Annotated in this window: 26 protein-coding genes and 1 pseudogene; 18 read left to right on the top strand and 9 right to left on the bottom strand. The window is 41.8% G+C overall.

Annotated features, from left to right (window positions below; all coding sequences use genetic code 11):
* Window positions 1-21: 21 nt before the first annotated feature.
* From CWO13_RS18445 to CWO13_RS18430, 5 genes are all read left to right on the top strand, one after another.
* A complete protein-coding gene (locus CWO13_RS18445; RefSeq protein WP_102431753.1) occupies window positions 22-678 on the top strand; it encodes a glutathione S-transferase family protein in 657 nt (218 codons plus the stop codon).
* A 171-nt stretch (window positions 679-849) separates the two neighbouring features.
* Window positions 850-1545, top strand: coding sequence for a VC0807 family protein (locus tag CWO13_RS18440; RefSeq protein ID WP_102431775.1), 696 nt, complete (start codon window positions 850-852; stop codon window positions 1543-1545).
* A gap of 356 nt (window positions 1546-1901) precedes the next feature.
* Window positions 1902-2177 (top strand): HU family DNA-binding protein, encoded by a 276-nt coding sequence (locus CWO13_RS18435; RefSeq protein WP_048658484.1) that lies wholly within the window; start codon window positions 1902-1904, stop codon window positions 2175-2177.
* A gap of 26 nt (window positions 2178-2203) precedes the next feature.
* The gene (locus CWO13_RS23515) at window positions 2204-2347 is read left to right on the top strand and encodes a hypothetical protein (RefSeq protein ID WP_017059112.1); all 144 of its coding nucleotides are present in this window, start codon (window positions 2204-2206) and stop codon (window positions 2345-2347) included.
* Between the two features lie 322 nt (window positions 2348-2669).
* Window positions 2670-3554, top strand: coding sequence for a VirK/YbjX family protein (locus CWO13_RS18430; protein ID WP_136975649.1), 885 nt, complete (start codon window positions 2670-2672; stop codon window positions 3552-3554).
* 224 nt (window positions 3555-3778) lie between these two features.
* On the opposite strand, the gene CWO13_RS18425 is transcribed toward CWO13_RS18430, so the two are convergent.
* Window positions 3779-5329: a methyl-accepting chemotaxis protein gene (locus tag CWO13_RS18425; protein ID WP_107899418.1), complete on the bottom strand. Its 1551-nt coding sequence runs from the start codon at window positions 5327-5329 to the stop codon at window positions 3779-3781.
* Window positions 5330-6576: 1247 nt separating this feature from the next.
* On the opposite strand from CWO13_RS18425, the gene CWO13_RS18415 reads away from it, so the two are divergent.
* The gene (locus tag CWO13_RS18415; protein ID WP_017106023.1) at window positions 6577-6774 is read left to right on the top strand and encodes a hypothetical protein; all 198 of its coding nucleotides are present in this window, start codon (window positions 6577-6579) and stop codon (window positions 6772-6774) included.
* Window positions 6775-6823: 49 nt separating this feature from the next.
* Here CWO13_RS18415 and CWO13_RS18410 read toward each other — a convergent pair whose 3' ends face one another.
* Both CWO13_RS18410 and CWO13_RS18405 read right to left on the bottom strand, forming a co-directional pair.
* Complete coding sequence (locus tag CWO13_RS18410; protein ID WP_102479453.1) at window positions 6824-7915, bottom strand: transporter substrate-binding domain-containing protein; 1092 nt, start codon at window positions 7913-7915, stop codon at window positions 6824-6826.
* Between the two features lie 184 nt (window positions 7916-8099).
* Window positions 8100-8567 (bottom strand): PaaI family thioesterase, encoded by a 468-nt coding sequence (locus CWO13_RS18405; protein WP_108083347.1) that lies wholly within the window; start codon window positions 8565-8567, stop codon window positions 8100-8102.
* A gap of 44 nt (window positions 8568-8611) precedes the next feature.
* Between CWO13_RS18405 and CWO13_RS18400 the strand changes: the two genes are divergently transcribed.
* Window positions 8612-8890 carry a DUF134 domain-containing protein gene (locus tag CWO13_RS18400; protein WP_102431413.1) on the top strand — a complete coding sequence of 93 codons (279 nt, stop codon included), beginning with the start codon at window positions 8612-8614 and terminating at the stop codon, window positions 8888-8890.
* A 52-nt stretch (window positions 8891-8942) separates the two neighbouring features.
* On the opposite strand, the gene nqrM is transcribed toward CWO13_RS18400, so the two are convergent.
* Together nqrM and CWO13_RS18390 are read right to left on the bottom strand one after the other, a co-directional pair.
* Window positions 8943-9140, bottom strand: a complete 198-nt coding sequence (gene nqrM, locus CWO13_RS18395) for a (Na+)-NQR maturation NqrM (RefSeq protein ID WP_017109749.1) — start codon at window positions 9138-9140, stop codon at window positions 8943-8945.
* Window positions 9137-9583, bottom strand: coding sequence for a NifB/NifX family molybdenum-iron cluster-binding protein (locus tag CWO13_RS18390; protein ID WP_102431412.1), 447 nt, complete (start codon window positions 9581-9583; stop codon window positions 9137-9139). Before CWO13_RS18390 ends, nqrM begins: the two co-directional genes overlap by 4 nt.
* 240 nt (window positions 9584-9823) lie before the next feature.
* Between CWO13_RS18390 and CWO13_RS18385 the strand changes: the two are divergent.
* Window positions 9824-10246: pseudogene (locus CWO13_RS18385) on the top strand (GlcG/HbpS family heme-binding protein); the annotation flags it as partial.
* 88 nt (window positions 10247-10334) lie between these two features.
* Here the strand turns inward: CWO13_RS18385 and CWO13_RS18380 are convergent.
* Window positions 10335-11624, bottom strand: coding sequence for a sphingomyelin phosphodiesterase (locus CWO13_RS18380; protein WP_107899422.1), 1290 nt, complete (start codon window positions 11622-11624; stop codon window positions 10335-10337).
* 340 nt (window positions 11625-11964) lie between these two features.
* On the opposite strand from CWO13_RS18380, the gene CWO13_RS18375 reads away from it, so the two are divergent.
* From CWO13_RS18375 to CWO13_RS18340, 7 genes are all read left to right on the top strand, one after another.
* On the top strand, window positions 11965-12687 hold the full coding sequence (locus CWO13_RS18375; protein ID WP_133146455.1) for a DUF1007 family protein: 723 nt from the start codon (window positions 11965-11967) through the stop codon (window positions 12685-12687).
* A gap of 75 nt (window positions 12688-12762) precedes the next feature.
* On the top strand, window positions 12763-13860 hold the full coding sequence (locus tag CWO13_RS18370; RefSeq protein WP_108083345.1) for a nickel/cobalt transporter: 1098 nt from the start codon (window positions 12763-12765) through the stop codon (window positions 13858-13860).
* A gap of 293 nt (window positions 13861-14153) precedes the next feature.
* On the top strand, window positions 14154-14648 hold the full coding sequence (locus CWO13_RS18365; protein ID WP_102431408.1) for a YcxB family protein: 495 nt from the start codon (window positions 14154-14156) through the stop codon (window positions 14646-14648).
* Window positions 14649-15261: 613 nt separating this feature from the next.
* Complete coding sequence (locus CWO13_RS18360) at window positions 15262-16782, top strand: EAL domain-containing protein (protein ID WP_102479456.1); 1521 nt, start codon at window positions 15262-15264, stop codon at window positions 16780-16782.
* A 250-nt stretch (window positions 16783-17032) separates the two neighbouring features.
* Complete coding sequence (locus tag CWO13_RS18355; RefSeq protein ID WP_219909164.1) at window positions 17033-17236, top strand: 3-methyl-2-oxobutanoate hydroxymethyltransferase; 204 nt, start codon at window positions 17033-17035, stop codon at window positions 17234-17236.
* 1131 nt (window positions 17237-18367) lie between these two features.
* Window positions 18368-19861, top strand: a complete 1494-nt coding sequence (locus CWO13_RS18350) for a hypothetical protein (protein WP_108083344.1) — start codon at window positions 18368-18370, stop codon at window positions 19859-19861.
* Window positions 19862-20180: 319 nt separating this feature from the next.
* Entirely contained in the window at window positions 20181-20903 is a 723-nt protein-coding gene (locus CWO13_RS18340; protein ID WP_108083357.1) for a metallophosphoesterase family protein, read from the top strand.
* Window positions 20904-20932: 29 nt separating this feature from the next.
* Here the strand turns inward: CWO13_RS18340 and CWO13_RS18335 are convergent, their stop codons facing one another.
* The gene (locus tag CWO13_RS18335) at window positions 20933-21859 is read right to left on the bottom strand and encodes a hypothetical protein (protein ID WP_108083356.1); all 927 of its coding nucleotides are present in this window, start codon (window positions 21857-21859) and stop codon (window positions 20933-20935) included.
* Window positions 21860-22246: 387 nt separating this feature from the next.
* Here CWO13_RS18335 and CWO13_RS18330 point away from each other — a divergent pair, with 387 nt between their 5' ends.
* Together CWO13_RS18330 and CWO13_RS18325 are read left to right on the top strand one after the other, a co-directional pair.
* Window positions 22247-22684 (top strand): hypothetical protein, encoded by a 438-nt coding sequence (locus tag CWO13_RS18330; RefSeq protein WP_017106209.1) that lies wholly within the window; start codon window positions 22247-22249, stop codon window positions 22682-22684.
* A gap of 1 nt (window position 22685) precedes the next feature.
* Complete coding sequence (locus CWO13_RS18325; RefSeq protein WP_020477243.1) at window positions 22686-22862, top strand: DUF1289 domain-containing protein; 177 nt, start codon at window positions 22686-22688, stop codon at window positions 22860-22862.
* A gap of 8 nt (window positions 22863-22870) precedes the next feature.
* Here CWO13_RS18325 and rcnR read toward each other — a convergent pair whose 3' ends face one another.
* A complete protein-coding gene (gene rcnR / locus CWO13_RS18320; RefSeq protein WP_008223718.1) occupies window positions 22871-23146 on the bottom strand; it encodes a Ni(II)/Co(II)-binding transcriptional repressor RcnR in 276 nt (91 codons plus the stop codon).
* A 132-nt stretch (window positions 23147-23278) separates the two neighbouring features.
* A complete protein-coding gene (locus CWO13_RS18315; RefSeq protein WP_102433629.1) occupies window positions 23279-24169 on the bottom strand; it encodes a LysR family transcriptional regulator in 891 nt (296 codons plus the stop codon).
* 116 nt (window positions 24170-24285) lie between these two features.
* On the opposite strand from CWO13_RS18315, the gene accD reads away from it, so the two are divergent.
* The gene (gene accD, locus CWO13_RS18310; protein ID WP_108083342.1) at window positions 24286-25149 is read left to right on the top strand and encodes an acetyl-CoA carboxylase, carboxyltransferase subunit beta; all 864 of its coding nucleotides are present in this window, start codon (window positions 24286-24288) and stop codon (window positions 25147-25149) included.
* Window positions 25150-25215 lie beyond the last annotated feature (66 nt).

The following is a 25215-nucleotide window of genomic DNA, read 5'->3' as shown; positions in this document are numbered from 1 at the left end:
CGAATACAATAAAGGATTATCATGCAACTCTACTTAAATGAAACCTCCCCGTTTTCACGCGTAGTCGCAGCTACAGCACTTCTATCGCGCTGCTCCCCACTGTCTTTTGTTTGGGTTGATCCATGGAGCTCTCCAGCCAATCTAAAAAGCGTCAATCCGTTTTGTTTAATTCCTGCACTTGAACTTGATGACGGAACAGCATTGACAGAAAGCTTATGCATTTGCCAATACCTAATTGAAACATATCAGCCTCAAACGCTCCGCCAAGTAATGTTAAATAGTGCCAATGACATGCATACACTAGGAACAGCTAAGACGTTAATGGAGATCGCTTTTCGAACAGTGGCATTGACTCGCTATGCAGACAGTGACAATGCGCTTATCCAGAGAGGGCAAGAAGGTATCGTTGCCGCCCTAGAGCGACTAGACCAAGAGATCAAAGAACAAGGACTAGAATCCCTTCTGAGTGACAACTTGGCCACGTTGTATCTCCATGTCGCTTTAGATTACGTTCAGTTTCGACATACTGAATTGTTTGATGAAGTGAACAGCTGCACCATCATCGATTTCTTACACCTTTCTCCGTTCGCAGACGTACTGACACGTATAAGCATTGAGAGTTTGGCAAACAAGCCTGATTATGAAACGTTGCTTGATTCGTTCGGTCTGGATACCTAAAAGCGTCCAGAACTAGAATGCGTAAAGTCTTGAATTCAACGTGAGATAGGCTACGAGATGTCGTTGATGTCACATGTCGTTACACAGCATGGTGTCTTAAGGCTTTACATCTTGGGCAAGGTAAACAACAATCCCTGAGAATAAATCCATAACATAATGTATTTAGAAATTATGAGTAGCACAGAAAACAAAAAATCGAGTCCTCTTTTCGAAGTCGTATTTAACGTCCTTCTTCCTTCATTCATTTTAATGAAGTTCAGTGGAGATGAGCATCTCGGAACAGGCTTAGCATTACTTGTCGCCCTAGCCTTCCCTATTGCTTACGGTGGCATGGAGTTGATCCGCAACAAGAAGTTCAACTTCATAGCAGCGCTTGGCTTTGTCAGTGTACTTTTAACAGGTGGCATTGGTTTCTTTGAGCTAGACACTCGTTGGTTAGCACTAAAAGAGGCATTAATCCCAGGTCTAATTGGTTTAGCAGTTCTTGGCTCAACCTTCACCCGCTACCCGTTTATTCAGAAAGTTATCTTCACACCAGCTCTGTTAAATATCTCTCTTATCGAAGAGCGTTTAAGACAGTTCGGTAAGCAGGCGCAGTTCGACCGTTGCTTAATGACATCAAACTACCTATTCGCGAGTACTTTCGCATTTTCTTCTGCGATGAACTACTTCCTAGCGACTTGGATTGTGACAAGCCCTGCTGGCACCGCTGCCTTCAATGAAGAACTTGGCAAGCTGACACTTTACAGCTACCCAGCAATCGCCATCCCAAGCATGTTGATGATGTTGGGTATTTTCTACTACATTTGGCGTCAAGTTCGCTCTATGACTTCGCTAGAAACAGAACAAATTTTTATTACTAAATAGTTCTGAATTAACAAATCTCTCTGACAACACAACAAGAAGCCCAGCAATTAAGCTGGGCTTCTTTGTTTTTACTCTTTCGTTTGTCAACATGACAGATGGCAGTTTCGACTTGGATTATGAACCTCGCGGACAATCCGAATGACTTTTCTCAAGTTAATTTGGGCGACATGTCTATAAACCAATAATAATCAATGAATTGCATTGATTGAACCGACAGATGCTTTTATAGTCAATCCTGTTGGTTACTTTACAAAGCTCTACCCAACCACTGACAATATTTCAGTTGCCGTTGATAAGATCGCATAAGCTAGGTGCTAAAGGTAGACGCCAGCCGTACTCAATAAGGAATATAGATTATGAACAAATCTCAATTAGTTGAACACATCGCGACTTCTGCAGACATCTCAAAAGACCAAGCTGGCACAGCGCTCAATGCGCTAGTTGAAGGTATATCTTCTTCGCTTGCTAACGGTGATGACGTATCGATCCTTGGATTTGGTAGCTTTAAAGTTAACTCTCGTGCCGCTCGAACTGGTCGCAACCCGCGTACCGGAGAAGAGATTCAGATTGCAGCATCAAAGACGCCAGCATTTAAAGCAGGCAAAGCACTAAAAGAGACGTGCAACCTGTAACACAGAAAAACACAAGGAAGATTACGATGACGACTAAGGAAAAAGCGAAAACGAGCCGAAGCAAAAAAGCTGGCAAGTCGACTAAAGCACAAGCCGAAACACCTAAGACTCGTCAACGCATTGAAGAGCTTCTTGAAGAGCGTGAATTGGCCAAACTGTTAGAACTATAGTTTATGTAAGAACTAAAGTTTAAGTTTAAGCAAAGTGATAGTTTGTTATCGTTCTAATGCCACTTCAGATTTGTAGTGGCATTTTTTTTTAGAAACAGGTTCCTATAGCAAACATCGCTTCCTAGCTCTTCTACCCACTAAAACACGACCCCAACCGTCCAAAATATGAACACTAAGTAACTGGCTTAGTTACATTGTCATACATACCCATACATACCCAAATCGCATTTTTCACTATCATCATTTTCTTGTTATTGGTGAGATTATTGGAAGGGTTCGTAACACAACTGTGTTCGAACAATACTTCTTCTTTGAGGTGATTATGAATGTCGTTCGCATGGGGATTGAAGCCAATACCCATAAAAATAAGGGTAAATACAAAGCCATAATTAAGTTTACGATTCGAGCTCTGTTTTATTATTCAGCCACTCGAAAAATGAGTGATAACTTCAACTCTGAAGAGAGAAAGTTGTTATTTATCAAGCAGCCCAACTTCTTGTCTAAATTTGTGACTCCCTACCTATGTACTGGCTTTAGCAATAAAGAAAAGATCGACATCTTGTCCAAGCACTACGACTGGTTTGAAAACACCTTCGTAACAGAAGCACGTCAACAAATCTACAATGAAAGACTCAATCTTCTAAAACTAGACATCGATGACCGCATCTATCTAGTTAATCTCAGCTTTGAAAGAAACGCGAGAAAAGAAGGTGAACTCACAGTTTCATTGACCAATTCTCAACTCGAAAAAATGTATACCATTTCATTTACTGTTTTCGACAACAACATCTACATCGGCGGTATTCAGGGTGGGGCCAATGACAATGGATTTAGCCGCACATTCACCAAAGCTTTTTACGGTTTAAGACCTAAATCCTTCATGGTAGAAACACTACGATTACTCGCTATTAACTTGGGTCTCGACAATATCTATGCGGTAAAAGAGTCTGGCCATGTGTCGAACTCATTGCGCTACGGTAAGAAAAACAAAGATATCAGCCTTAAATACGACAGTCTGTGGGAAGAACACGATGGACAGGTGCATGATGACTATTTTTATCGTCTACCGACCAACCCGAACAGAAAAGATCTTGAAGCTCTAAAACGTCAAAAGCGTAAGTTGTATCGCGAGCGTTATGCGTGGCTAGATCAGTATGAACAAGATCTAAAGAACGAAATGAGCCGTTACGCCCCCCTTCATATGTAGTACCAACAATTGAACTAGCGCCGGCCAGTTAATTTAGCGCAGTGACTTAACCCGGCATCTGATCTGGCTGTTAAGGTACCCCGTCCAAGTAAGCTCAACCGACCAAAAATATAAAACCTCGCAATTGCAAGGTTTTATATTTGCGACCAAAGCTAAAACTAGTTCAAATCTCAATTCACAGTTTAGCCTCTCGTCAAAATAGCGAGTCACTCACTCTATTGAGTTTAAAATCGAGCCACACCTTTTCTTAGCTCATTCAAGCTGAGTACACTTTGCTCATACTGCTTTTTACTGTCTTCCATGAGGTCGTGAGAAGCTTCAGCTTTACTATGGATGGAAAGAATATTCTGGTTAATCTCTTCTGATACATTCACTTGCTCTTCAATAGCGACAGCGATTTGGTTATTCCTATCAACCACTCCCTGTACCTTTTCGCTCAACAAAGTAAGGCTTTCTAGAGTCGATTGAATCGTTGTTTGAGTACGTTTCGCTTTTTCTGTGCCATTATTAACGGCCGTTACTGACTGACCACTGCCTGTGCATAGCTTTTCAATAACCGCTTGAATCTCTGTTGTTGCTTTTTGTGTTTTTTGAGCTAGCACTCGTACTTCATCCGCCACTACCGAGAACCCTCTTCCAGAGTCGCCCGCTCGTGCAGCTTCTATCGCGGCATTGAGGGCTAACAGGTTGGTTTGGTCTGCAATCGCGTTAATCATCTCAATAACGGAGCTTATTTGCTGCGTCTCTCTCTCTACAGACAGCGATATTGTCGATATATTGTCTAATTCACTAGTCAGCTCGACAAAGTTTTCTTCTACTTGGTTTAGTTCGTTCTGACAAGATAATAGCTCTTGTTGGGTGCTAAAGGTGGAATCTAGAGTACCTTGTGCATTTTGAGAGATTTCGCTTGAAGCCGCCTGCATTTCATTAATAGCTGTCGCTGCCATATCAATTTCTGTTTTCTGACTTTCAAGGTTTTCAGACACCGTTGCGTTCGATTCAGCCGTTTTATTCGCCTGCATTAGGGTTAATTCACATGAATCACTCACCGAAATTCGGATTCTGCCTAATAACGCTTTTGCATATTGTTTCCGCACCTTCATTCCTAAAGCAATTTCGGAGAGATCATCTACCTTACCAAAATAAATATGCTCCATTAAAGGGTTGTTGAACTCATTTTTTGCAATTTCACAAATACCCTCCAAACGACGCGTAAGAATATAGATTGATATTGAGCCACCTAAAAATAGCACTAATAAACTTTGCAGTTGTGTTACGAATTGATTAATTTGAAGCGCATAAACAATCCCGATTAGTAATATTGAGCTCAAAGTTTGACGTTGCCAAAGTCTTGTCTTGGGTAACATAAGCTTAAACGGTGTTTTTCCCTTATTTAACGTTTCATAAGCTTTCTCTGCTCGTTCAACATATTCTCTTTTTGGCTTAAACCGAACCGACTGATATTCAACAATCTCGTTATCTTCTTTTAACGGAGAAGCAAAAGCATCAACCCAATAATAACCACCACCGTTCCGTTGGTTTTTCACCATACCCATCCAGTTATTCCCTGATTGAATATGGCACCATAGGTCTTTAAATGCGGCTTTAGGCATATCTCTATGGCGAACCACATTGTGATACTCACCTACGAGCTCTCCTTCTTTGTAGCCTGCTACTTCATTAAAATGGGGGCTTGCATACTTGATTTTACTGGAAGGGTCTGTCACTGAAATCAGATTGTACGACTCTGGGTAATCATACTCTTGCTCTGTCATAAATATTTCCCTAGTTAAACTAGATAACAATCAACTTGTTGTGCGGTTCATCTATGCTACAACGCGCTGAAAAAGAAAAAATTTGATCCTTATCTCCTTCAAAAACAACCATTAACCGTTGATAAAAAGAATTTCTACATAAGTAAAACGAACATCAAATCTACCCAAAGGTTAACAAAACAAATCCAAGGGCACGTTAGTCGCATAAATGAAACCAATTTCACATTGACGTTAGATAAGGTTAGCTTATGAAACATAGAAGCGGGAACAATAAACATTACAAAAAGCAAGGCTATAGCGCATTTATCCAAGAATATCCCGACCTTCAAACTTTATAACCAAAAACCAATAAACCTATATAATTAAGCCCTAATATATCGTCAAAATAAATATATTCCGTTGTAAGTAAACCATCTATTCTCATATGTTTGTCCAATCACTCTTTCAGATTCACCGAAAAAAGTTCTTTATACCTTCACAATAGTTGGTTTGTATTTTGCTAATAATTGAAGGCTTCTAAGATAAATAAATTACAAAGCACAACATGGTATGTAATTAGTTTTTATTATGATTAAGGGTTATAAAGACATGAGATTTATACGAGAAAATATTCTTTCACTTTCCTTGATAATATTCGGAACCTGTTCTTTAATATGCATCTGCAACCATATTATATTTAAGGAAACTTATGAATGTATTAGACAAGGATTGCTTATTACAGTTAGTCATTGATAACTTTCAAGAAGATGTCGCAAAATCCGTTGATTTCAACACGGGAGAAGTCGGTATTAAGTATACTTACCTTGAGCATAACCTTAATTTCTGCATGGACTTATCGATAGTAGAAAAAATATACTCGACAAGGTAAGGTGCGAATAACCTGATTTCGTTAAGCAATATTATCTTTGACGTTGATAATTCTATATGAGTTGTAAATCTCAAAGATAATAACTTTACCGGCATTCAACGCGCTATTTTAGTGACGTTATTAATAAACCTATACTTTGTCGGAAACATTTTAGATACCTTAACACTCTCGCCTGTTCCGCGCTCTTACTGCACCAGCCAGAACAATCCACTTCCAAAAACGAAATTTTAGCTTACTGGCTTTAGACCGATATCGCGTTGACGGTGACGCTTGAGAAGCGCATGCTTTTATTTCCGAGCAGAATAGTTTTGGCCGAATTAATAGCCTAACCCGTCCATAACTTGTTCTGTGCAACGTATCTGATTGAATGGTAGGTCACATGAATAAAGTTATTATGTTAGTAATGGGGCTGCTTTTTACCAGTCGATTATTTGCCAGTATTGGGCCGCACGTTAGTCAACTTGAGCATGATGCCCCTATTCTGCTTCGCTCAGCATTGATTGTCGGAGTTTCGGCTTATGCCGTTTGGACAGCGTTCAAATATTTCAAAAAGAACAAAGCTTCTAGTTCAGACTAACTGTAGCGGAAAGAACCCAGAAAACGTCGAAGTAAGCAGCAGATGTCGGTTATTGATCCGCAAAATAATCGACCAAGATTTTACGCCACTTACGCGACTCACGAATTTTCAGCAGCGCACGGTTTATCTCTTCTTCGTGTGAGTTATTTTCAGTAATGATAAATCCATAATTCTGCTTTTCTAACTGATACGGTAACACCTCTAGATCATCGAACTGTCCACTTGTTCTGCCATTACCGATCATATATTTGAGTACCACATCATCGGCTACGATGGCTTCAACTTCACCTTCCTCTAAAGCCGCCAACAGTCTCGGCATATCCACATAACTCTTGTGTCGAATACCAAAGCTAGTGAGCATCAAAGAAGAAGTCGTCGCGACTTTTGCCCCTACTTCAACATCCGCAAGATCATTAACGCCTTTAATATGGGAAGAGCCTTGGCTAAGCGTGAGCTTGCTGGCTAATACCGCAGTAATACTGGCGATGAACAGCATACTCAATACACCAATGAATACTGTGGCAATTCGTCCGGTTAAGCTTTTGAACTCAAAGTAATTGAATGGGCCTCGAGTGATGAACAGTAAGCCAAGTATGAAGCTTTCTAACCAACGACCAGTACGGCTTTTCATCGAATAGAGCTTTTCATTCTCACCGTGCTCCAACACGTAAAAAAATGCGCCAATGACCCCAGAGATAAAAACGATAACACCAATGATCACCCACAATGCAGGGTTTAAGAAAATGGCGCGCAAGGTATGAAGGTAGCCCTGTTTCTTCACTGCGATAGCAAGGTGAGTTTCGTAAAAGGAATGGGAAAAGTCAGCAAACAGCTCACGCTCTGGGGTGATTGAAATACAAGAGACTCCGATATCGATTTGCTCGGTTTCAATCGCATTGAGTAGTTCATCCAAACGGTGATTCTCTATCGTGTATTCAACGTCCATTTCTTTGGCGATCTGTTCCCAAAGCTCGACACTTAGGCCATTCCATTCACTTTCCATCGAACTAATCACAAAAGGCGGACAAGGGTAAACACCAACTTTAAGCGGAGCAGACGAAGCAAAAGTGCTGAAGAATGGAAAAAGTAAAACAATTGAAAGAGCACAGTATCGAGGTATCGATTTGAAGAATTTTTGCATCAGCAGCCCTCCAGAAAAAGGCAGCGATGAATTGAATCGAGTGCAAAGGCTCGCCTAACGAACACACCTTAGCGTCCTCAAAAGTGAAAAGAGTTTATGACAAATTCAATGTTGCCCTAGCTTTAATAGTTATGACTTTAACTATAGAGAACCCTACTTATTCTGCAAAATATTGGGCTTAAACCTAAGACATAAACTGGCTCTGTGCTGACGAACACAAGATTCCGTTCTGAGTGATTTGGCTCTCTAAGAAGTGAATATTGCGTCTGCTTTTAACCCATTGAGCGCGAATTTCTAACTCTTTATCAATGGCTATTGGATGATGAAAACGAGACGTTAAACTCACCGTCATCGCATTGATACTGTTTTGGAACAAACAATGCAGCATAGCGCTGTCGTGTAATGTGGTAACAATACCGCCCTGCATGATGCCATCGTAGCCCTCGACTTTATCTGTTGGTACAATCTTGGCTCTTGTTTCATATTTAACTAAAGCTTCACTCTTAATTGAAGCTTCATGATTGGCCAAGGCTTTATGATTGACTAAAGTCTCGCGTTCGCCAACGGCTTCAAAACAAATGGGGCTGTCTGCGAAAAAACCTTGGCTGCATACTTGGCAGTGCCGATGGTTGTGAGGAATGAAAACCTTCATACTTACCCTTATTCCTTTTTACCCTTAGATTCCTAGAGATTGATATGGCTCGACCAAAAAAACATCGCCAGTTATGTACCCGTGCGGCTTACTCTTGTTTTAAGCCTAATGGCGTTCCTATGGACGAGCTTCATAAAGAAGAACTGCTATTAGAAGAGTTAGAAGCCTTACGCTTGGCTGATCAAGAAGGATTGAGCCAGCTTGAAGCCGCCGAGCAAATGCAGGTATCTCGCCAAACGTTCGGCAATATCATTAAGCGTGCACGAGCCAAAGTCGCCAAATGCATCGTCAACGGCCATGCTTTGGTCATTCAAGGCACTTAACTCGCGTCCTAGCCAGGAATGATTTAACGCAAAGGCCACTCATTCCCAAGACTTAGCTTGATGGCTCAGTGATCTGATACAACGTTCGGCTATGCTCTTCGCACACATCCTTGCAATTGCATTCGCGCTCAATGTCTAACTGCGCGAGCCCTCCACAACTGCCTTTGATTGGCTTACGTGAAAAAATCACGCCTATCGCCATCAGAAAGACGATTCCAACAAAACCCAGTAGCGTGAGTAAGAAAGTCATTTACGGACACCTCGAATAACACTGAACCTATTCGACCGTGGTGTGTGAATCGACGTTTCTTTCTTGTGTCCTTTGTCACCGCACGTTTTCTCGCGACACCCGCTATTTCTGGGCTCTCGACCATAATCGAGGTCAGTGACTTCTTGCAGATTGCTGAAATCCAGCGAGGCAACTTCCGCCTTTCCTGTCGATGCAAAAACTCTAATATCGTTGTTGAACAAGTGTGCCAACATCTTCTTCCCTATGTGACGGACAACTACAGCCTTCACATCGTAAGATTTAACGACAGACATCCATTGTTTCTTCTTATTGCACGGGCTGTCCGACTCAACCAAAGGAATAAGCTGCTTTATTTGTTGTTGCTCATCGACAATAGCTATCTCCGGAGAACGAGCAAAGTGGTTGCCGACATGAAGGTCGCGGCAAGGTATTGCGTATAACATGGTAACTTCCTGTTATTGATGATCAGGAGTTCAGAATACGCCCCATTATTAGCATATGCCAATAACTATCGTGTGAAAAATAAGATTTACTGAATCGATAAGTACGATCAAAAACAACAGTCAGCCAATATGGTTAGCGCAGATTAGTTTACCTCCCGCATCTAGTCATGGAAAAGCCCCTTACCCAGAAACAAGAATGCCCCCGCTATTGCTGGGCATTCTTTATACGGAAGAGTTGAAGAAACACAAACGGTCTCTTTTACTCAAATCTCGTCACAAGCGGCATTCAAGCTCGCACATGAAGCGGTCAATCAATGTGAGGCAGATGGCGACAAGGTTTCTGCGACTGTCGTTGATTTGTCGGGTAATGTGATTGCTCAACTGCGTTCTGATGGCGCTGGCATCCACACACTTGATAGCTCACGCAAAAAAGCGTTCACCGTGGCGAGCATGAAACAACCATCAGCTAACCTAATGAAGCTCATTGCCGATAAGCCGATCATGCAACCCCTTCAGAATATGGACGAAAACTTGCTGTTCTTAGCCGGTGGTGTTCCAGTACAGGCGAACAATGCGATGATTGGTGCGATTGGTGTGGATGGTGCGCCAGGCGGTCACCTAGATGTGGCGTGTGCTGAAAAAGCGATTAAGAAGTTCTTCTAGAAACCTGATGCGATTTGTCCAAATGAAAAGTGCCCAGCAATTGCGGAGCACTTTCCAAAAGGTCAGACATAAATAAGAACCGCTCACCCTAAGGCACTTCAAAGCGGCCACTCATAGCAAGGTGATCAGATAAATCCCACACACCCCACATTTCCTCATCAAAGCTACGTAACACTTCTATCTTGCTGGTACTAGCCACCACACTGCCATTATCTGAATACAATAGATAATCCAGCCGTTCTTGAGCAAATTCATCACTGTTTGATAAGTTTTGGTTCACAAGCGGGTCATAACTATAGATTAATGAGCCTTCTAAAGGCGGTTCTCGCAAATTCAGTATTCTTAGCATTTGAGTAAAGTCGATGGGAAACTTATGTTTGGCGATATTGAAATCACCACCGAAAATCACGGGTTCATCTTGCGGTAAATCGAGCTGTTCGACAAAAGCGAGAATTTCCCCGACCTGAAGCATTCTTATATTCCTGTGCTCACGAGAATTCCATGAACCAAGGTGCAAATTAAACAAGTGATAAGGACGGCTATCTTTTATTATCTTGGTATAAAGTACGCCTTTATCTGCAGCGCAATCTGTGCCCTTGCAGTTATCAAAAACGTGCTGCGCCTGTTCAACTATAGGGTATTTACTATAGGTAATAACGCCGCCATCATAAGTATTGCTACCGCCGCCATCGAGCTTGTTACTCACGAACTGAAAGTGGCTTTGCATCGCAGCATTCAAGCGTACTTCATTTTCCCGCCTAAACACCTCTTGCATAAAAACCACGTCGTTATTGCTGACCGCATCAGCGATTCGCCTATCTCGATGGTTCATGTGCTCTCCCACAAAAGGGAGCAACCAAACGTTATAGGTCAGAATATTGATGCTATTTTCATTAGATGACAGAGTGGTTGGCTCTTCACTGATAACGAACGTAATGTCATCGTAGCCGCCTGTATATTCGGCTTTATAATGATACTGATAATCTCCTTTGTAATTCCCGTGAATCTCTCGGTCATCATCTAGCTCGCCCATATGCGTAGTTTCCGGGTCAACAAGCGTAAAAGACATGTTTGCCCCCCATGCCGTCCCTTTTAGCTTTACAACCGGTGTGAGGTGTTCATACCCTAAAAAGATAAAAAAGTAGTAATCTTTGCCATACTCTATGCCACTGTATCGACTCAAGTTGGCAATCTCAGCGTAACTATAAGGCTTAATACGGTTAATTCCCGTTGAAGTGATAACTTGCTCATCACCAGATATAAGGAAGTTAATTTCCTCATCGGTGTTATTCAATATGTGTATATTGGTATCTGCTTTAATAGCACTCGAGAAAAACAGAAAGCATAAAAATGTCGCACGCATTAATTTAATCGTCATCACTTCAGGCTACTCTTTTCGTGTACCACACCCCATCAAACGTCAAAATTATTAGAGCTTAGTTTCATAACAAATACAAAAAGAGATGGCACTAAAACAGGGTAATTTGATGAGTTTGGGTATGGGAGGCTCATAAAAATAGTACCTCGACTTGCTTCGTCACTCGTCGGCATTGCGGTAATACTTACCTGTCTGGTAAACATCAACAGTTCCAGTTCCACAGCTTGACTGGTTTGAAGTGCTATCGTCTAGTGCTCAAACAAAACATGACACAAATTTGATGTAAACCAAACTACAAGTTGTTATATTATAACATTACATCAAATAACTATTATGTCTCATGAAACAGCTATTTATTCTAACCAAGGTACTCAGCTGCCTCTCTTCACGATATGTACGTCGCTTCTCAACACACCTACGCTCCATTAAGCGTTTACCATTTTGGTTAGCAATACTGATTTTTGCTCCGAACCTACAAGCACACCCCCATTCTTGGATCGAAATGAAAACTCATATCGAGGGAGAAAGTGGCATGATCACCGGCTTGTCAATGGAGTGGTCTTTTGACGCCATGACGTCCATGTACATGCTGGATGGTGAAGACGTTTCTCCAGAGAAAGAAAAGGAGACGTTCAAGGACTTGGCAGCATCTGTAATTGAAAACATGATGTACGAACACTACTTCACTTATTTCTACGACGGTAAAGAACCAATCAAATATCAGGTTGCTGAACATGCGAAGTTCGAACGTGATAAAGCCAAAATGGTCCTCACATTCGACCTTCCACTTTCAAAACCTAAACCTGTCACACGCGACTCCCTTCGCATGTTGATTTTTGATCCTAGCTACTTCGTTGATATGTCGTGGATCTCAAATAATGATGTCACCTTATCTAATTCGCTCGCTAGGCAATGCCAACTAGAGATCGTTGAGCCAAATCCTACTCCTGAGCAAATGAGCTATGCGATGTCTTTGCCTGCCGATGCTGACCCAGACAACACCTTAGGTCAGCTATTCACTCAGTCGGTTGAGCTTCATTGTGCCGCAATTCCCGCGTCTTAACTACAACCGCACGTTTCTACTCATTAAGGCTCTCTATGCAAAATGAGAGTGAACTCTGATATAGGTTTTTGTTACATGCTGAAAAATCAAATTCAAACAAAATACTACCTGATAGGTGCCACTGCCTTAATACTCGTTGCTATAGGCGCATACCAACTGTGGGTAATGTGGCCATCATTGGTGATATCCAGTATTCAATGGCAAAGAGAAATCAATTCCGAGCTCGCAGACCTACTCTATGAAGCTAAATCCAATCCTTGGGGGGCAGGCAGTTACCTTATCGGATTCAGCTTTATCTACGGCATGCTTCATTCACTTGGCCCGGGCCACGGCAAGGTCATCGTTTCGACCTACTTAGCCACTCACCCAACCAAAGCGAAAGCCAGCTTAGTGCTTACAATCGTATCTGCATTCCTACAAGCATTGGTCGCGATCTTATTAGTTAGCGTTTTGCTGTGGGGCTTTAGCGCTTCTATGCGAATGGTGAATGACAAAGCAAATATGTTTGTTTCATTAAGTTTTGCTTTAGTTGCAGTGGTCGGTGCGTTGATCTGCTGGAAAGCACTCAGAAACATCTACCGTTCAATCCGTAAACCAAAACTGAAAGTGAAAGCCATCACCACATTAGCTGCCGGTACGTCTTCGCCAATTTCAGTCCAATCACCAATGGCGCTTCGCTCATCAGTACCAGCTGGTTCAATGATGTTGACCCCATCTAACGCATTACAACCGGCAGAACACGCTCACGCAGATCATTCATATGCAGACTGTGGATGCGGCCACCAGCATGTTGCCGATGCAGACGCTATAAACAAAGCTTCAACACTTCGTGAATATGCGGGAATCATCGTGACGATAGGCGTGAGACCATGTACTGGCGCGATTATGGTTCTGCTTTTCGCAAACATGGTTGGTTTATATTGGATGGGTGTTGTCAGTGCTTTTGCCATGGCGATTGGTACTGCTTTCACAACCTCGACGATTGCTATAATGACACTAACAGGCAAGAACTTGGTAAAACGCTATTTGGCTGCAGGTAATAAGAGTAACAGTGCGACACTGAAAGCCGCAGGTCATTATTTACAACTATTTGGTGGGGTTTTGCTTGTCTTAATTGGCTTGTTGCTAATGAGTGGGCAAGACAGCGGTATGTCCCCAGTGTTTACGATGTAACGGTTATAGATGCGCTCTATTACGATTAGAAGTTAATCACCATTACCGTAAACTAAAGACCTCTCAACAAGGGGGCTTTTTATTTTAGTGACATAAACACCCGTTAACCTTATTCAAACAATGCATGACTGTTAGTCTAAATAGACCTTGTCAGTATCATCGACTTACAAAACAAAACCAAAATAGCTAAAGATAAGCCATAAGAAGCGATACAATACCCAAGTTGCGAGATCGCAGCATGAAATACCAATTCAAAGAAAACCCATTAACAAGAAGCATTAAAGTAGCCTCACATGTCTAAAGAACCCGGTTTCACAACAGAATACAAACTCGACAAGACGTTTTTCGCGGAGTGTTATGATCAAACTAGCCTTCCGACTCAATTTCCAAAAGCCTACTTAAAAGGAATACTGTTTCTTATTTTTGGCGTGGTTCTACTGGAGTTTGAACTGTTACCTAACGGTTATGTTGGTTGGTTCTTTATTGTTTTGAGTGTGATTGAAGCATTCAGTGTGTACTGCAAAAGAACCTGGTGGTTATGGCGACAAAGAATCAGCTCAGGCGCAGGCAGCAAAATTGTCTTTCAAGGTGATGCTAGCGGGGTGAGTTACAAAAACCACAAAGCCACCAATACTATCGCTTGGAGTGACATCGACCAACTTGAACAGACCGATCTCGGCTTTATCCTTCATATTGGAAAACAGCGCCAATATGTCAGTAAATCTTGTTTAAGCGATGAAGCAATCGCGTTCATGATTGAACAGCACGAAGCTTCTAAAGCGAATTAACATAAATGTACTAAGGCCTCACAAATTTGAGGCCTTAGTATTACCTGGCTTTGAGAAGCTGACTCCCATCGCACTACGCTTACCCCATTGACCTAAATCACACCAAAATAGCCCGATCTCTTTCTTACTCCTCAACGAATACTCATCAAAAGATATCATTGCCGCCTCTTATCCACTGAACACAAAAATATAATGGGTTTATTTGTACAGCAAAGTCTATTAAATGGACATTTACCATTGAATAATGTGTCCCTGGCAATTAATTAACCCTTAAGATTAAAAGGATTAATTTCAAATGTATTGTTCCATTATCCGAAGGGAAAAGAATCTAACCTAATACTGATGATTTGATGAAGAGACGCTAACGTAAACAACTTACCGCGCCAGTTAAAATAAAGCTGTGCGTACTTAAACCTTATGCACACACTTGAGCAATGTTTTCGTCAAATTGAGAATGACAAGCGAAAAAAGAAGCAATCATCAGTGAATTTGGTAAATACTACCTTATACTGACAATTATATATTGATCCTCTATATAACATTGGAGTTACTAGCATCTAATTCCATACCCTACTCGTTCAATAATAAGATGATTAACTAAACTAGGTTCTCTATGTTTGCAAACAAAAAAACTAGCCCAACATATCTAATATGTCTTTCTTTTATTCCCAGTGTCTTGGCGCTCACTTTTTTGTATCTCAGTTTTGGCCGTTCACTGGATGAGCAAGCAAACCAGAAAGCAATGAATATTGTTCAAGAAGTAGATGAGATTCTTGAGTTTGGTAAGGAGACCAACACGAGTGCTTTAAAGCTATTGCAAAGCTCTAATACCTGTGAAGACGAGGCCCTCGCCCTTAGACATCTTGTAGCAACCATACCTTACGTACGAAGTGCCAATCTAGCGAAAGACAATGTAATCTTCTGCACCTCTATCTGGGGTGAAAGCAATTACAAGTATGATCCTACCGCATACACTTCAGGACAATTACTGCTGCTTAATGGAAGTAACGTTGATACTTCTCACCCTCTTATCGTGGTGAGGTCAACGTTGGATGATCACGCGGCATTAAGTGGAATTGATAGCCTTTACCTGAGAGAGTCGCTCACTTCAGACAGCAAGTTACGGTCATTTATTGCAGTCGGTGATAAGTGGCTTGATAGTAAAGAGTTGACCGTAAAAACAAACCCGGTAGAAAAACTCATCTCTTGGCATCAAGTATCATCAAAACAGTTTCCTTATAGCGCACACGCAGGTTTTGCTTACCCTAATATGCTAACGGCATTCTGGGTCAAGGATAAGCAACACATTGTAGCCATCATACTGCTGCAAACTCTGTTTGCCCTTTATCTTGTGTGGCTATCAAGGCGTCCCTCTAATCTATACCTCGAAATCGAACGAGCAATGGAGAGGAAAGAGTTTGTCCCGTACGCTCAGCCGATTGTGAATAGTAAAACTCATGCAATACAAGGCATAGAGATTCTATTGAGGTGGAAACACCCAGTACAAGGTATCGTGAGACCAGATCTGTTCATTCCTAAGGCTGAAACCTCTGGTCTTATTGTACCTATGACACACCAATTGATGCGGCTCACAGCTATGCAAATTAAGCCTTTCATAGACAAGCTACCTAACGGTTTCCATGTGGGTATAAACATCTCACCCCAGCACTGTTCGAAAGGCACATTGCTGAAGGCGTGTCAGGAATTTATCGATATTATTGACTGTGACGACGTTACTCTAGTTCTAGAACTCACAGAAAGAGAAGCACTAAACTACTGCGATTTAACGGATGATATTTTCGGGAAAATCAAGGCGCTCGGATGCAAGATAGCAATAGATGATTTTGGTACGGGCCACTCCTCTTTGGTTAACTTACAAAAAGTAGACCTCGACTACCTAAAGATTGACCAAACCTTTGTCCGAGACATTGGCGTTGACACAATAACAGGCCACCTGCTTCAAAACATGATCACCTTGTCGCACGACTTATCACTAGATGTTATCGCGGAAGGCGTTGAAACAGTGCAACAAGCCGATTATTTAAAAGAACGAGGCGTCAACTACCTACAGGGCTTCTTGTTCGCTAAACCAATTCCACTTGAAGAGTTTTTGAATAACCAAATAAGCCATTGAGAATAGCTAAACAAAGCAAGCTGAGAGTATTTGTCTATTGCTCTCAGCTTGTAAAAGATGCATCAACCTTTAAGTAACTCAATAAATCTCGCCGGGCTTCTTCCTGTCATCATCTTAAACATATAAATAAATGATGATGGGGAGTCATAACCAAGCTCGGAAGAAGTCCCGCTAACACTTTTCCCTTTTATAATTACAGCACGAAAACTCGAAAAAATTGGAGCATTTTCATTACTTGTTGAAGGCGTCGATGCGCTCACAGCTCGAGAAATCACCCGAATGTGATTGTCAGGTGTTAGTGACCGAAGACATGCTTGGTTTATTCACTGAATACACACCTAAGTTTGTCAAAAAGTACATCGACCTAAGCCAGCTAATCAAAACATCATTTAGTGAATATGAACAAGAAGTGAGAAATGGGGCATTCCCTACTCGTGAGCATTGCTTCGATTAATTTGCCTGTTCGTTGATACTCTGGATACGGAAAATATCGGCGCCAGATCAAACAAAACGTGTATATTTCGGCCATTTTTCGTTCAAATATCACACTTTTTAAATTACAAATTTGCAACATCCACAACATAATGTTCATACTCAACCGTCTGCATAACCTTGTAGAATATCTTTACTATGAAATAAGGGCTTTTCATTTGTAATGATTCTTCTCGTTTGTATTTGCCACCCTTCGGGGTGGCTTTTTTTTAATTAAAGCCTTAGGCCGTTTTCATGTCTTCGCACGTACTTACACCGAACTAACTCGACGAATTTATCAATAAAAACTCTTATCTATTAATGCTTTACACACCATCGAGTTATCTCATACACTATTACCTCACTCAAAAAATTAGGACCTATCATGTTAAAATGGACAATATTGTTTCTACTGCTCTCAATAACAACTCACGCGGCAGCTTCATTAGATCCATTGGGTAATGGCAATATTCTTTAGTATTTAAGAAGTCACTTAATCAATTAAATTTAGCGTATTAATAAACACAGTTTTCCAGTACAACACTTATATTCTCGCATTACTCATTGTAAATTCAGCGACAACTTACACCTAACCCTTACAATAAGCTCCTCCGATTGATAACGCTAAATCACACCTTATCTTTCCTCCCTACCCCACGCGGCAAGTACTGATAATAACCTTAAATTAAAAAAGGCTTATTTAATGTGAAAATAATCGCCATATATTGCGTCAAAAAATAACAAGCGATAAATAACTGACCAAATACCTCAGAATAATCAATCTTAGGTGGGGATATATATTACAGATATGCTGCCAGTTACCTAAAATCGTCATTTAACCAACCATTTATAAAACATTAGTTTGCACAGCTGTCAACACAATAAAAATAACTATAATCGCGCAACTCTTTAACAAGCCTACAAAGGCATTTAAACAAAGTGTCCTAACTTACTTGTATTCATTCCAACATTTGAATACGCAATGATTCCGCTCAGAATCATTGACCGCTCGCAACAAAACACCTGATTCCAATGTTGGTTTCAGATAAAAAATAAAGTGACGGTTGAGTTAGAGAGAAATATCAATCCCACAATCAAGAACACAAGTCAGCTCATGCAAAACAAGAACATTACGAAATACACTATTTCAATCGCAGCAATGCTATCTATGGCCCTTACCGGGTGTGGCGGCGGCTCAAGCAGTGGAGGCTCGAATGGCGGAGACTCGAATGGCGGAGGCTCAAACGGTAATGGCTCAATTGATCCGGCACCGCTAGTTAAGCTTCCGGCTCTCAAATCACTGAGCATTCCCCAAACCAACTTTCAGTCAATTAAGCCTTCTAATTTTGACATTGAGGCTACAAGTAATACCGCATTAAATACGATGGCGTACAAAAATCTACAAGGTGACGAGCGCATATTCGAAGTTGCCTTCCAGCCATGTGAACAATGTGACGAAGCGGTGATGCCAACGGTTACACGTGTATTCGATATCAATCAAAAATACACCATGTTCAACATGAACAACTCAACAGTCGCTTGGAAAGGTAAAGCGTACCATGGCAACTACCCAATCATCATGGACAAACAGAGTGGCCAGCTTTATCCCATCGTGATAGACGGCAAGGTATCAGAATTTGATGCCAAGTTACAAAACGAGAGTCCATTTCTTAGCCAACAGAAACAAGGTGATTTAATACCAAATACGACACTATATAGCTTTGACATTACAGACGACGTTCATTGGCACACAAGAGGAATCTATAAAGCGGTGCTAGAAGACAATGCCTTTGTCTTCAAAACGTTAAAAAGTCGTGCGCAGGCCGACGAGCGAGATGTGCAGATAGACGCACGAGGTAATATTCTTGTCGACTATCAAGATCCACCAGAAGATCATGCTGTGAATTATAATCACTATGCCTATATCAAAAATTCAGATGAATATCAGGAACTAGATTATCAAGATACGCATTCGCGTTATGATTCCTTTAGAGTGGTTGATGGCAAACTAGCAGGTATCGACCGTGCAGAGCCAAACTACTTTTCATTTGTTACGCCAGTAGGAGACAAGCTGGTCTCTACGCAAAGCAAATACGACATTACTCATTCTGTAGGTAATACCACAAGTAAGCGCAGCCCACAAATTAATGGTTATGATATGAATGTTGGATGCGTCGTGAATAAGCTAAATGCTAATAGCTACGATTACATTGAGGAAAGTGCGATTATAGACAAAAGTCGCCCCTACTCTTCATTCGATGCGTTGAGAGCATCGCAACATACATTGTTCTGCGTTGACTACGTTCAGTCTTGGCAGGAGGAAGGTGTGACAGTCAAAGTATCGGCATTCGATACTGAGACTGAAACATTCTATGACTTTGATACTGACATAGAGCTTAACAAGGATTTTTACGCACCAGACGTTGACAAATTGACCGCTATCGATGGCGTTGTCGTACAATCTGATCAAACGGTCATGCTGTACATGAATCGAATCAACAGTGACGAGATCGTAGAGTTTTACATCAACCCAATTTTAAAGACAGTTGAGCAAAGAACGAATGATGGCTTTATCTCTCCAACGGGATTCGCTTCTCTAAGCCACTAAAGTGAATGCTCCCGTCCACTAGTTTGGGGGAGCCGTTCTCTTAAACCTACCCAACACTATGCCTGCTCATACAGCAGGCATTTTTGTACTAATTAAAACTAACGGACGCATGGCGAACCAGGAGCTTAGGAGGAAAGAGTTACCGGATAACATAGCTGAACAATTTGTGGAAAATGGTAAGCTAATTAGTATCTTGTATGATTGGCCATTTAAACCCGTAGAGCGATATACGCTCTGGCTGAGCCATAAAGGTGAACACCTAAAATAAAAGCCCTGCTTGATTATCTCACTCAAGAATTGAAATGACCGGATGCCAATAATGAACACCATTTACCAAATCAGTGATTGCCACCTTTCAGATGAATCCAGCTATGAAAACCTACGTCGAGCGCTTGAATACGTCAATAACGATCAAGAATGCGAAGCTATTTTCCTAACAGGTGACATTTGCTGTAACCCCAAACCCGGTAACTATGTTCACTTAGAAACGTTCGTTCGACACCTTACCAACAAATCTATTTATGCGATTGCAGGCAACCATGATGACTCTCGCTTAATGCGTGCAGAACTTAAAGGTTCGACGATCTGTGTAACCGATAGAGCCAACGTTTGTGGGCGAGAGTTTGTGTTCCTCGATTCGAGTTTCAAACCCAAAGACAGCGTTCACCCGCTCGGTTCAGGGCGTATCGATAATCGAGGCCTGGCCCAGTTAAAGAAACAGCTGAGAAAAGCCAGTAACCCTATCATTATTGTTCACCACCCTATCATCCCTGTCGGTGCCGATTGGATGCAAGCAATACGTCTCGAGAACGATTTTTCCATAATGAAGGTGCTTCAGAAATATGGAGTACGAGAGGTGATTTGTGGTCATGGCCATGATCAAATAACAACGACACAACACGGCATTACTCAATATATGGCGCCTTCTACCGCTTATGGGTTCGACCACTCGATTGAGGAGTACAATCGCAGTGATAAGATTGGATTAAGTAAGATCTCCACATCGCAACACTCATTTGATTATCTGGCTATCTACCTTTGAATATTCGTATTTGAACTTGCGCGCTACAGCTAACTGGCAAGCCATTCATCTAACACGGAGATGAATTGGGGGTTGATAAGATAACCAATCGAAGCGTGCGGGTTACTTTGCCCGTCACACACATTGAGATTGTAAATTGGATAAATGTCTTTCATTCCACCAGCAATCAAATCCAGTTTGAGCATCTCTTGAAAGTCATTTTTGATTTTGCTGTCGTGAGAGATAAAGTCATCTTCAGCCGACAAGTTCACCCACCTATGAATATTTAAAGGGTACTTTTTCATGCCCTCTAAACGGCTCCCTTTCAAGCGCTCTTTTACACTCTCGTCGCCCAATGGTGAACCTAACGTAACCAGAAGATCGATCTTCTTTTTAGCGCCGTAAGCGTTTCGGTACTCACTGTAATGGGAGAGTTTCCATAACACGTCATAACTGATCATTGTGCCAAGGCTATGTGCGACGATCATCACCTCATCTTGGTTATCTAACGCCTCTCTCAGCTCCACCATTAATCGATACCTTACGTCGCTACCAAAGTAAGAGTCTTCATACCAATAATGAGTCATGTCGGGCGCAACTAATGCTATAAGTGGCTCTGCCATTTTCAAACGACTAAGCACAGAAGAAAAAGTATCCGCGAGCGCCTCTTGCAGATACCCGGCCTTTGAAACTTCACCATACGTTTTCTTATTAAACTGGTGGGACTTGTACCCTTTGAGATCGATCAAAGCCTGTTGTCGGACGAGCGGCTCTTCAGTTGGCTTGTTCAATAATGTGTTTGATAAGTCGCCAAAATACACGAAACGCTTCTCGATATTCTGGAAAGCTTGGAGTGAATCAGAACCTTTACAGTCACGCTGTAATCCATGTTCGATAGCATCGTACCACAATGATTGAAGCGACTCCCTGTCAGGTTTTTGCCCCCGACCGTGGATAAATATAATTTTCTTTGCCATACCTGAAACCTCGTGTTCACTACCGACATTAATCATCGGGCGGCTATTTTCCTGAAAATTAACGAGGATAGAACCGATTAATCTCGCCTCCCTTGTTTTATGCGGCCTACATAACTGAAATGTACCCTCGTTAAACATCAACTTGTCAGTTTTAATGCGTAAATACCCCATACATGAGGGCCTTGAATCACATGGGGAATACTGCTGGGTCAGGGTGCATCAGTGTCCTTTCAAAACAAGCCAATTCCTATTCTGACACGCTGAGATAGGCTCTAAGATTCGGTGATATACAATAACCACATATACTAGGGGGTAGTATTTTATACTCAGGGGGAGTATAGTTTTTTTAACACACTATCTCACAAACCACGGCTTAAGAGTTTCCATATGAAAGATGTTAAAGGTGTTTTCCGCAACCTAGAGAAGATGCTAAGAAAAGCAAACTGGTTCGAGGATGGTTGGGAGATCTATAACCGTGGCGAGTACCTTCAGTTATATAAAGAGACTTGGTTCAACCAAAAACAGGGCGGTATCCACTTTGAGACCTTTATCGAAGGGCCTCAAATTAAGCAAAAGGCCTTTCCTGTTTGCATGCATGCGGAAGAAGACTGCCCTTCCCAAGCAGAATTTATACGCCAGTTTAAAGCACTAGAGAAAGCTCGCATTGAAAGTTGGAAAGGCTATAAAACCCAAGATAACAGTTACGGGATTTGCCAGAGAACCCTCCCCCTAAACTTTAAAAACCTAGAACAGCGTTTGTTCGAAGAATTCAACCGGCTGCGCTCACTTGAAGCCAGTGTAGAGAAAGTACTAGATAGGCTCTAATATGAAAAAACAGAAAAGCCCTTGTATTGATATGTGCGATTTTTCACACGACAAAGGGTGGTGTTTAGGCTGTGGTAGAACACGAGAAGAGTGTAAGGCCTGGAAATCAATGAAGCCTTACGCTGTTAATGTTCTCAAGAAAGAACTAGTAAAAAGAAAGGCTCAAATGAACCGCTAAAGCAAGCGCTATTTGATGTATGAATCCAATACTTTCAGTACCACTTCCATATCTTCTTCACGCTGAACTTTGTCATCTTCCAGTACCACATGCTCTAGAAGGTGACCTTTAATGACCTCTCTCATCAAGCCATTCACTGCGCCACGAATCGCTGCTATTTGCTGCAGTACGTCTTGGCACTGTTGCTCGTCGTTATCGAGCATCTTTTTTAAACCATTGACCTGACCTTGTATTTTGCTAACTCGGGCCTTTAGTTTTTTCTGATCTTTGGCTGTATGTGACATAACGTAGGTACTCAAGGTAATTAAAAACAAGCGGTTAACTTGTAATGTAGCACTTTAGCGATACTGGGGGGTAGCTTTTCAGTACCCGTTATTACGCCCCTAGACAAGGGGGTGTTTAAATCACCTACTGATTTATTTTGCATGGTGCTGCAAGTGCTCGATAAAAGCAGGAACCCTCTTCGCAATATGTTTTCTTGAGGCATAAAACGCATACAGGACTAAGTCTGCGGGCTGATATTCGAGCTCCACGATTTCTAATTCACCAGCTTCAACCTCTTCACGACAAAGCTCAGCTGGTAGTATCGCAAAGCCTAAACCGGCCAATGCTCCAGCTTTAGCAAGCTGACCACTGTTGACCTTAAATGATGATTTGACTCGCTGTGTTACCCATTCACCATGATCGTCTATAAATACCCAAGGCGTTCCGTTCAATGCGGTAAAGCTACTGATACAGGGCACGTGTTTTAGATCTGTAATCTGAAACGGTTTTGAGCAGGTTTGAAGAAGTTTAGGTGAAGCAACGACTACACTCGGCCAACGTTGGATTTCTTTGGCGATCCAGCTGTTGTCTTCTAACTTTCCTCGATGAAAACTGACAATAACGTCAAAGCCGTCGATCAGGTCCTCTTTTGGACTGATGCTGGTATCACAACACAGTGATATGGATGGGTACTGGTTGCAAAAGGAAATAACAGCTTGAGCTAATTCGGCAGAGTCCGGCATTAAGATGTTTAACTGCCCCTGCACCTCTTGAGAGTGTTGTGTGACCTCTTCTATCGCCTGGTTGAGTTTATCCAACAAGGGCTGCGTGCGCTGATAAAGATGCTCTCCAGCTTCCGTTGGAGCAATACGACGCGTGCTTCTCACAAACAGTCTTACGTCTAGTTGTTGCTCTAACAACGCAATATGTCGGCTAACATTTGAAGTCGGTAAACACAGAAACTCTGCCGCTCTTTTGAAGCTATTATTCTCATAAACACAATGAAAACTCTTTAGCCATTGCTGATCAATCTTATCCAGCATATCCCCTCACAGATAATCCCATATTATTGGATTATAAAGCCAAATATTGCCACTTTATTACCAAAATCAGGCTTATACAATATTCATCACTCGAACGATGGGAATAAAGGTTATCCATGAGCTGGCTAGAAAAACTATTGAATAAGAATAACTTAAAAAGTAATCGTAAAGCGTCAGTCCCAGAAGGTGTCTGGATCAACTGCCCTTCTTGTACTCAAACCTTGTACCATATCGCACTCAAGGAAAACCTACAGGTGTGTCCAAAATGTGGACATCATATGCGCATGACAGCACGTCTTCGTTTAGAAACATTTCTCGATAACAGCGAACGTACGGAGTTAGGTGATCAACACCAACCAAAAGATCTACTCAGCTTTAAAGACAACAAGCGCTATACCGAGCGACTGGCCTCTGCACAAAAAAGTACAGGTGAGAAAGATGCACTGGTCGTGATGAAGGGCGAGCTACTTGGAATGCCAGTTGTCGCATGTGCTTTTGAATTTGCTTTTATGGCGGGATCAATGGGCTCCGTTGTGGGCGCTCGATTTGTAGATGCAGTGAATAAAGCAATTGAATCAGACTGTGCCCTGGTATGCTTTTCTGCGTGTGGTGGTGCGCGCATGCAAGAATCACTCATGGCGTTGATGCAAATGGCGAAAACCAGCGCTGCGCTCAGACGATTATCTGAAGCCAAACTGCCCTATATTTCGGTACTCACCGACCAAACCTTTGGCGGTGTCTCAGCCAGTTTAGCAATGCTGGGTGATATCAATATCGGTGAGCCTAAAGCGAGAATCGGTTTCGCGGGTCGAAGAGTGATCGAACAAACGGTACGGGAAAAACTACCCGACGGTTTCCAACAGAGTGAATTCTTACTCGAACATGGTGCTTTGGACATGATTGTAGATAGGCGTGACATGCGTAAAAAAGTGGCAAGACTTATAGCCATGATGACCAATACCACTCATCAAAAAGCATGAGCTGAAAGAGCGAAGACTCTTAGTACAGAGCAACTCTAAGCCCTATTGATTTTACCCGGATTGATT

The sequence above is a fragment of the Vibrio sp. ZF 223 genome, from assembly GCF_003050585.1.
Classification (GTDB): Bacteria; Pseudomonadota; Gammaproteobacteria; order Enterobacterales; family Vibrionaceae; genus Vibrio; species Vibrio crassostreae.
Note: the sequence above shows the minus strand (reverse complement) of the source record. Positions and strands in the feature narration are given on the sequence as shown.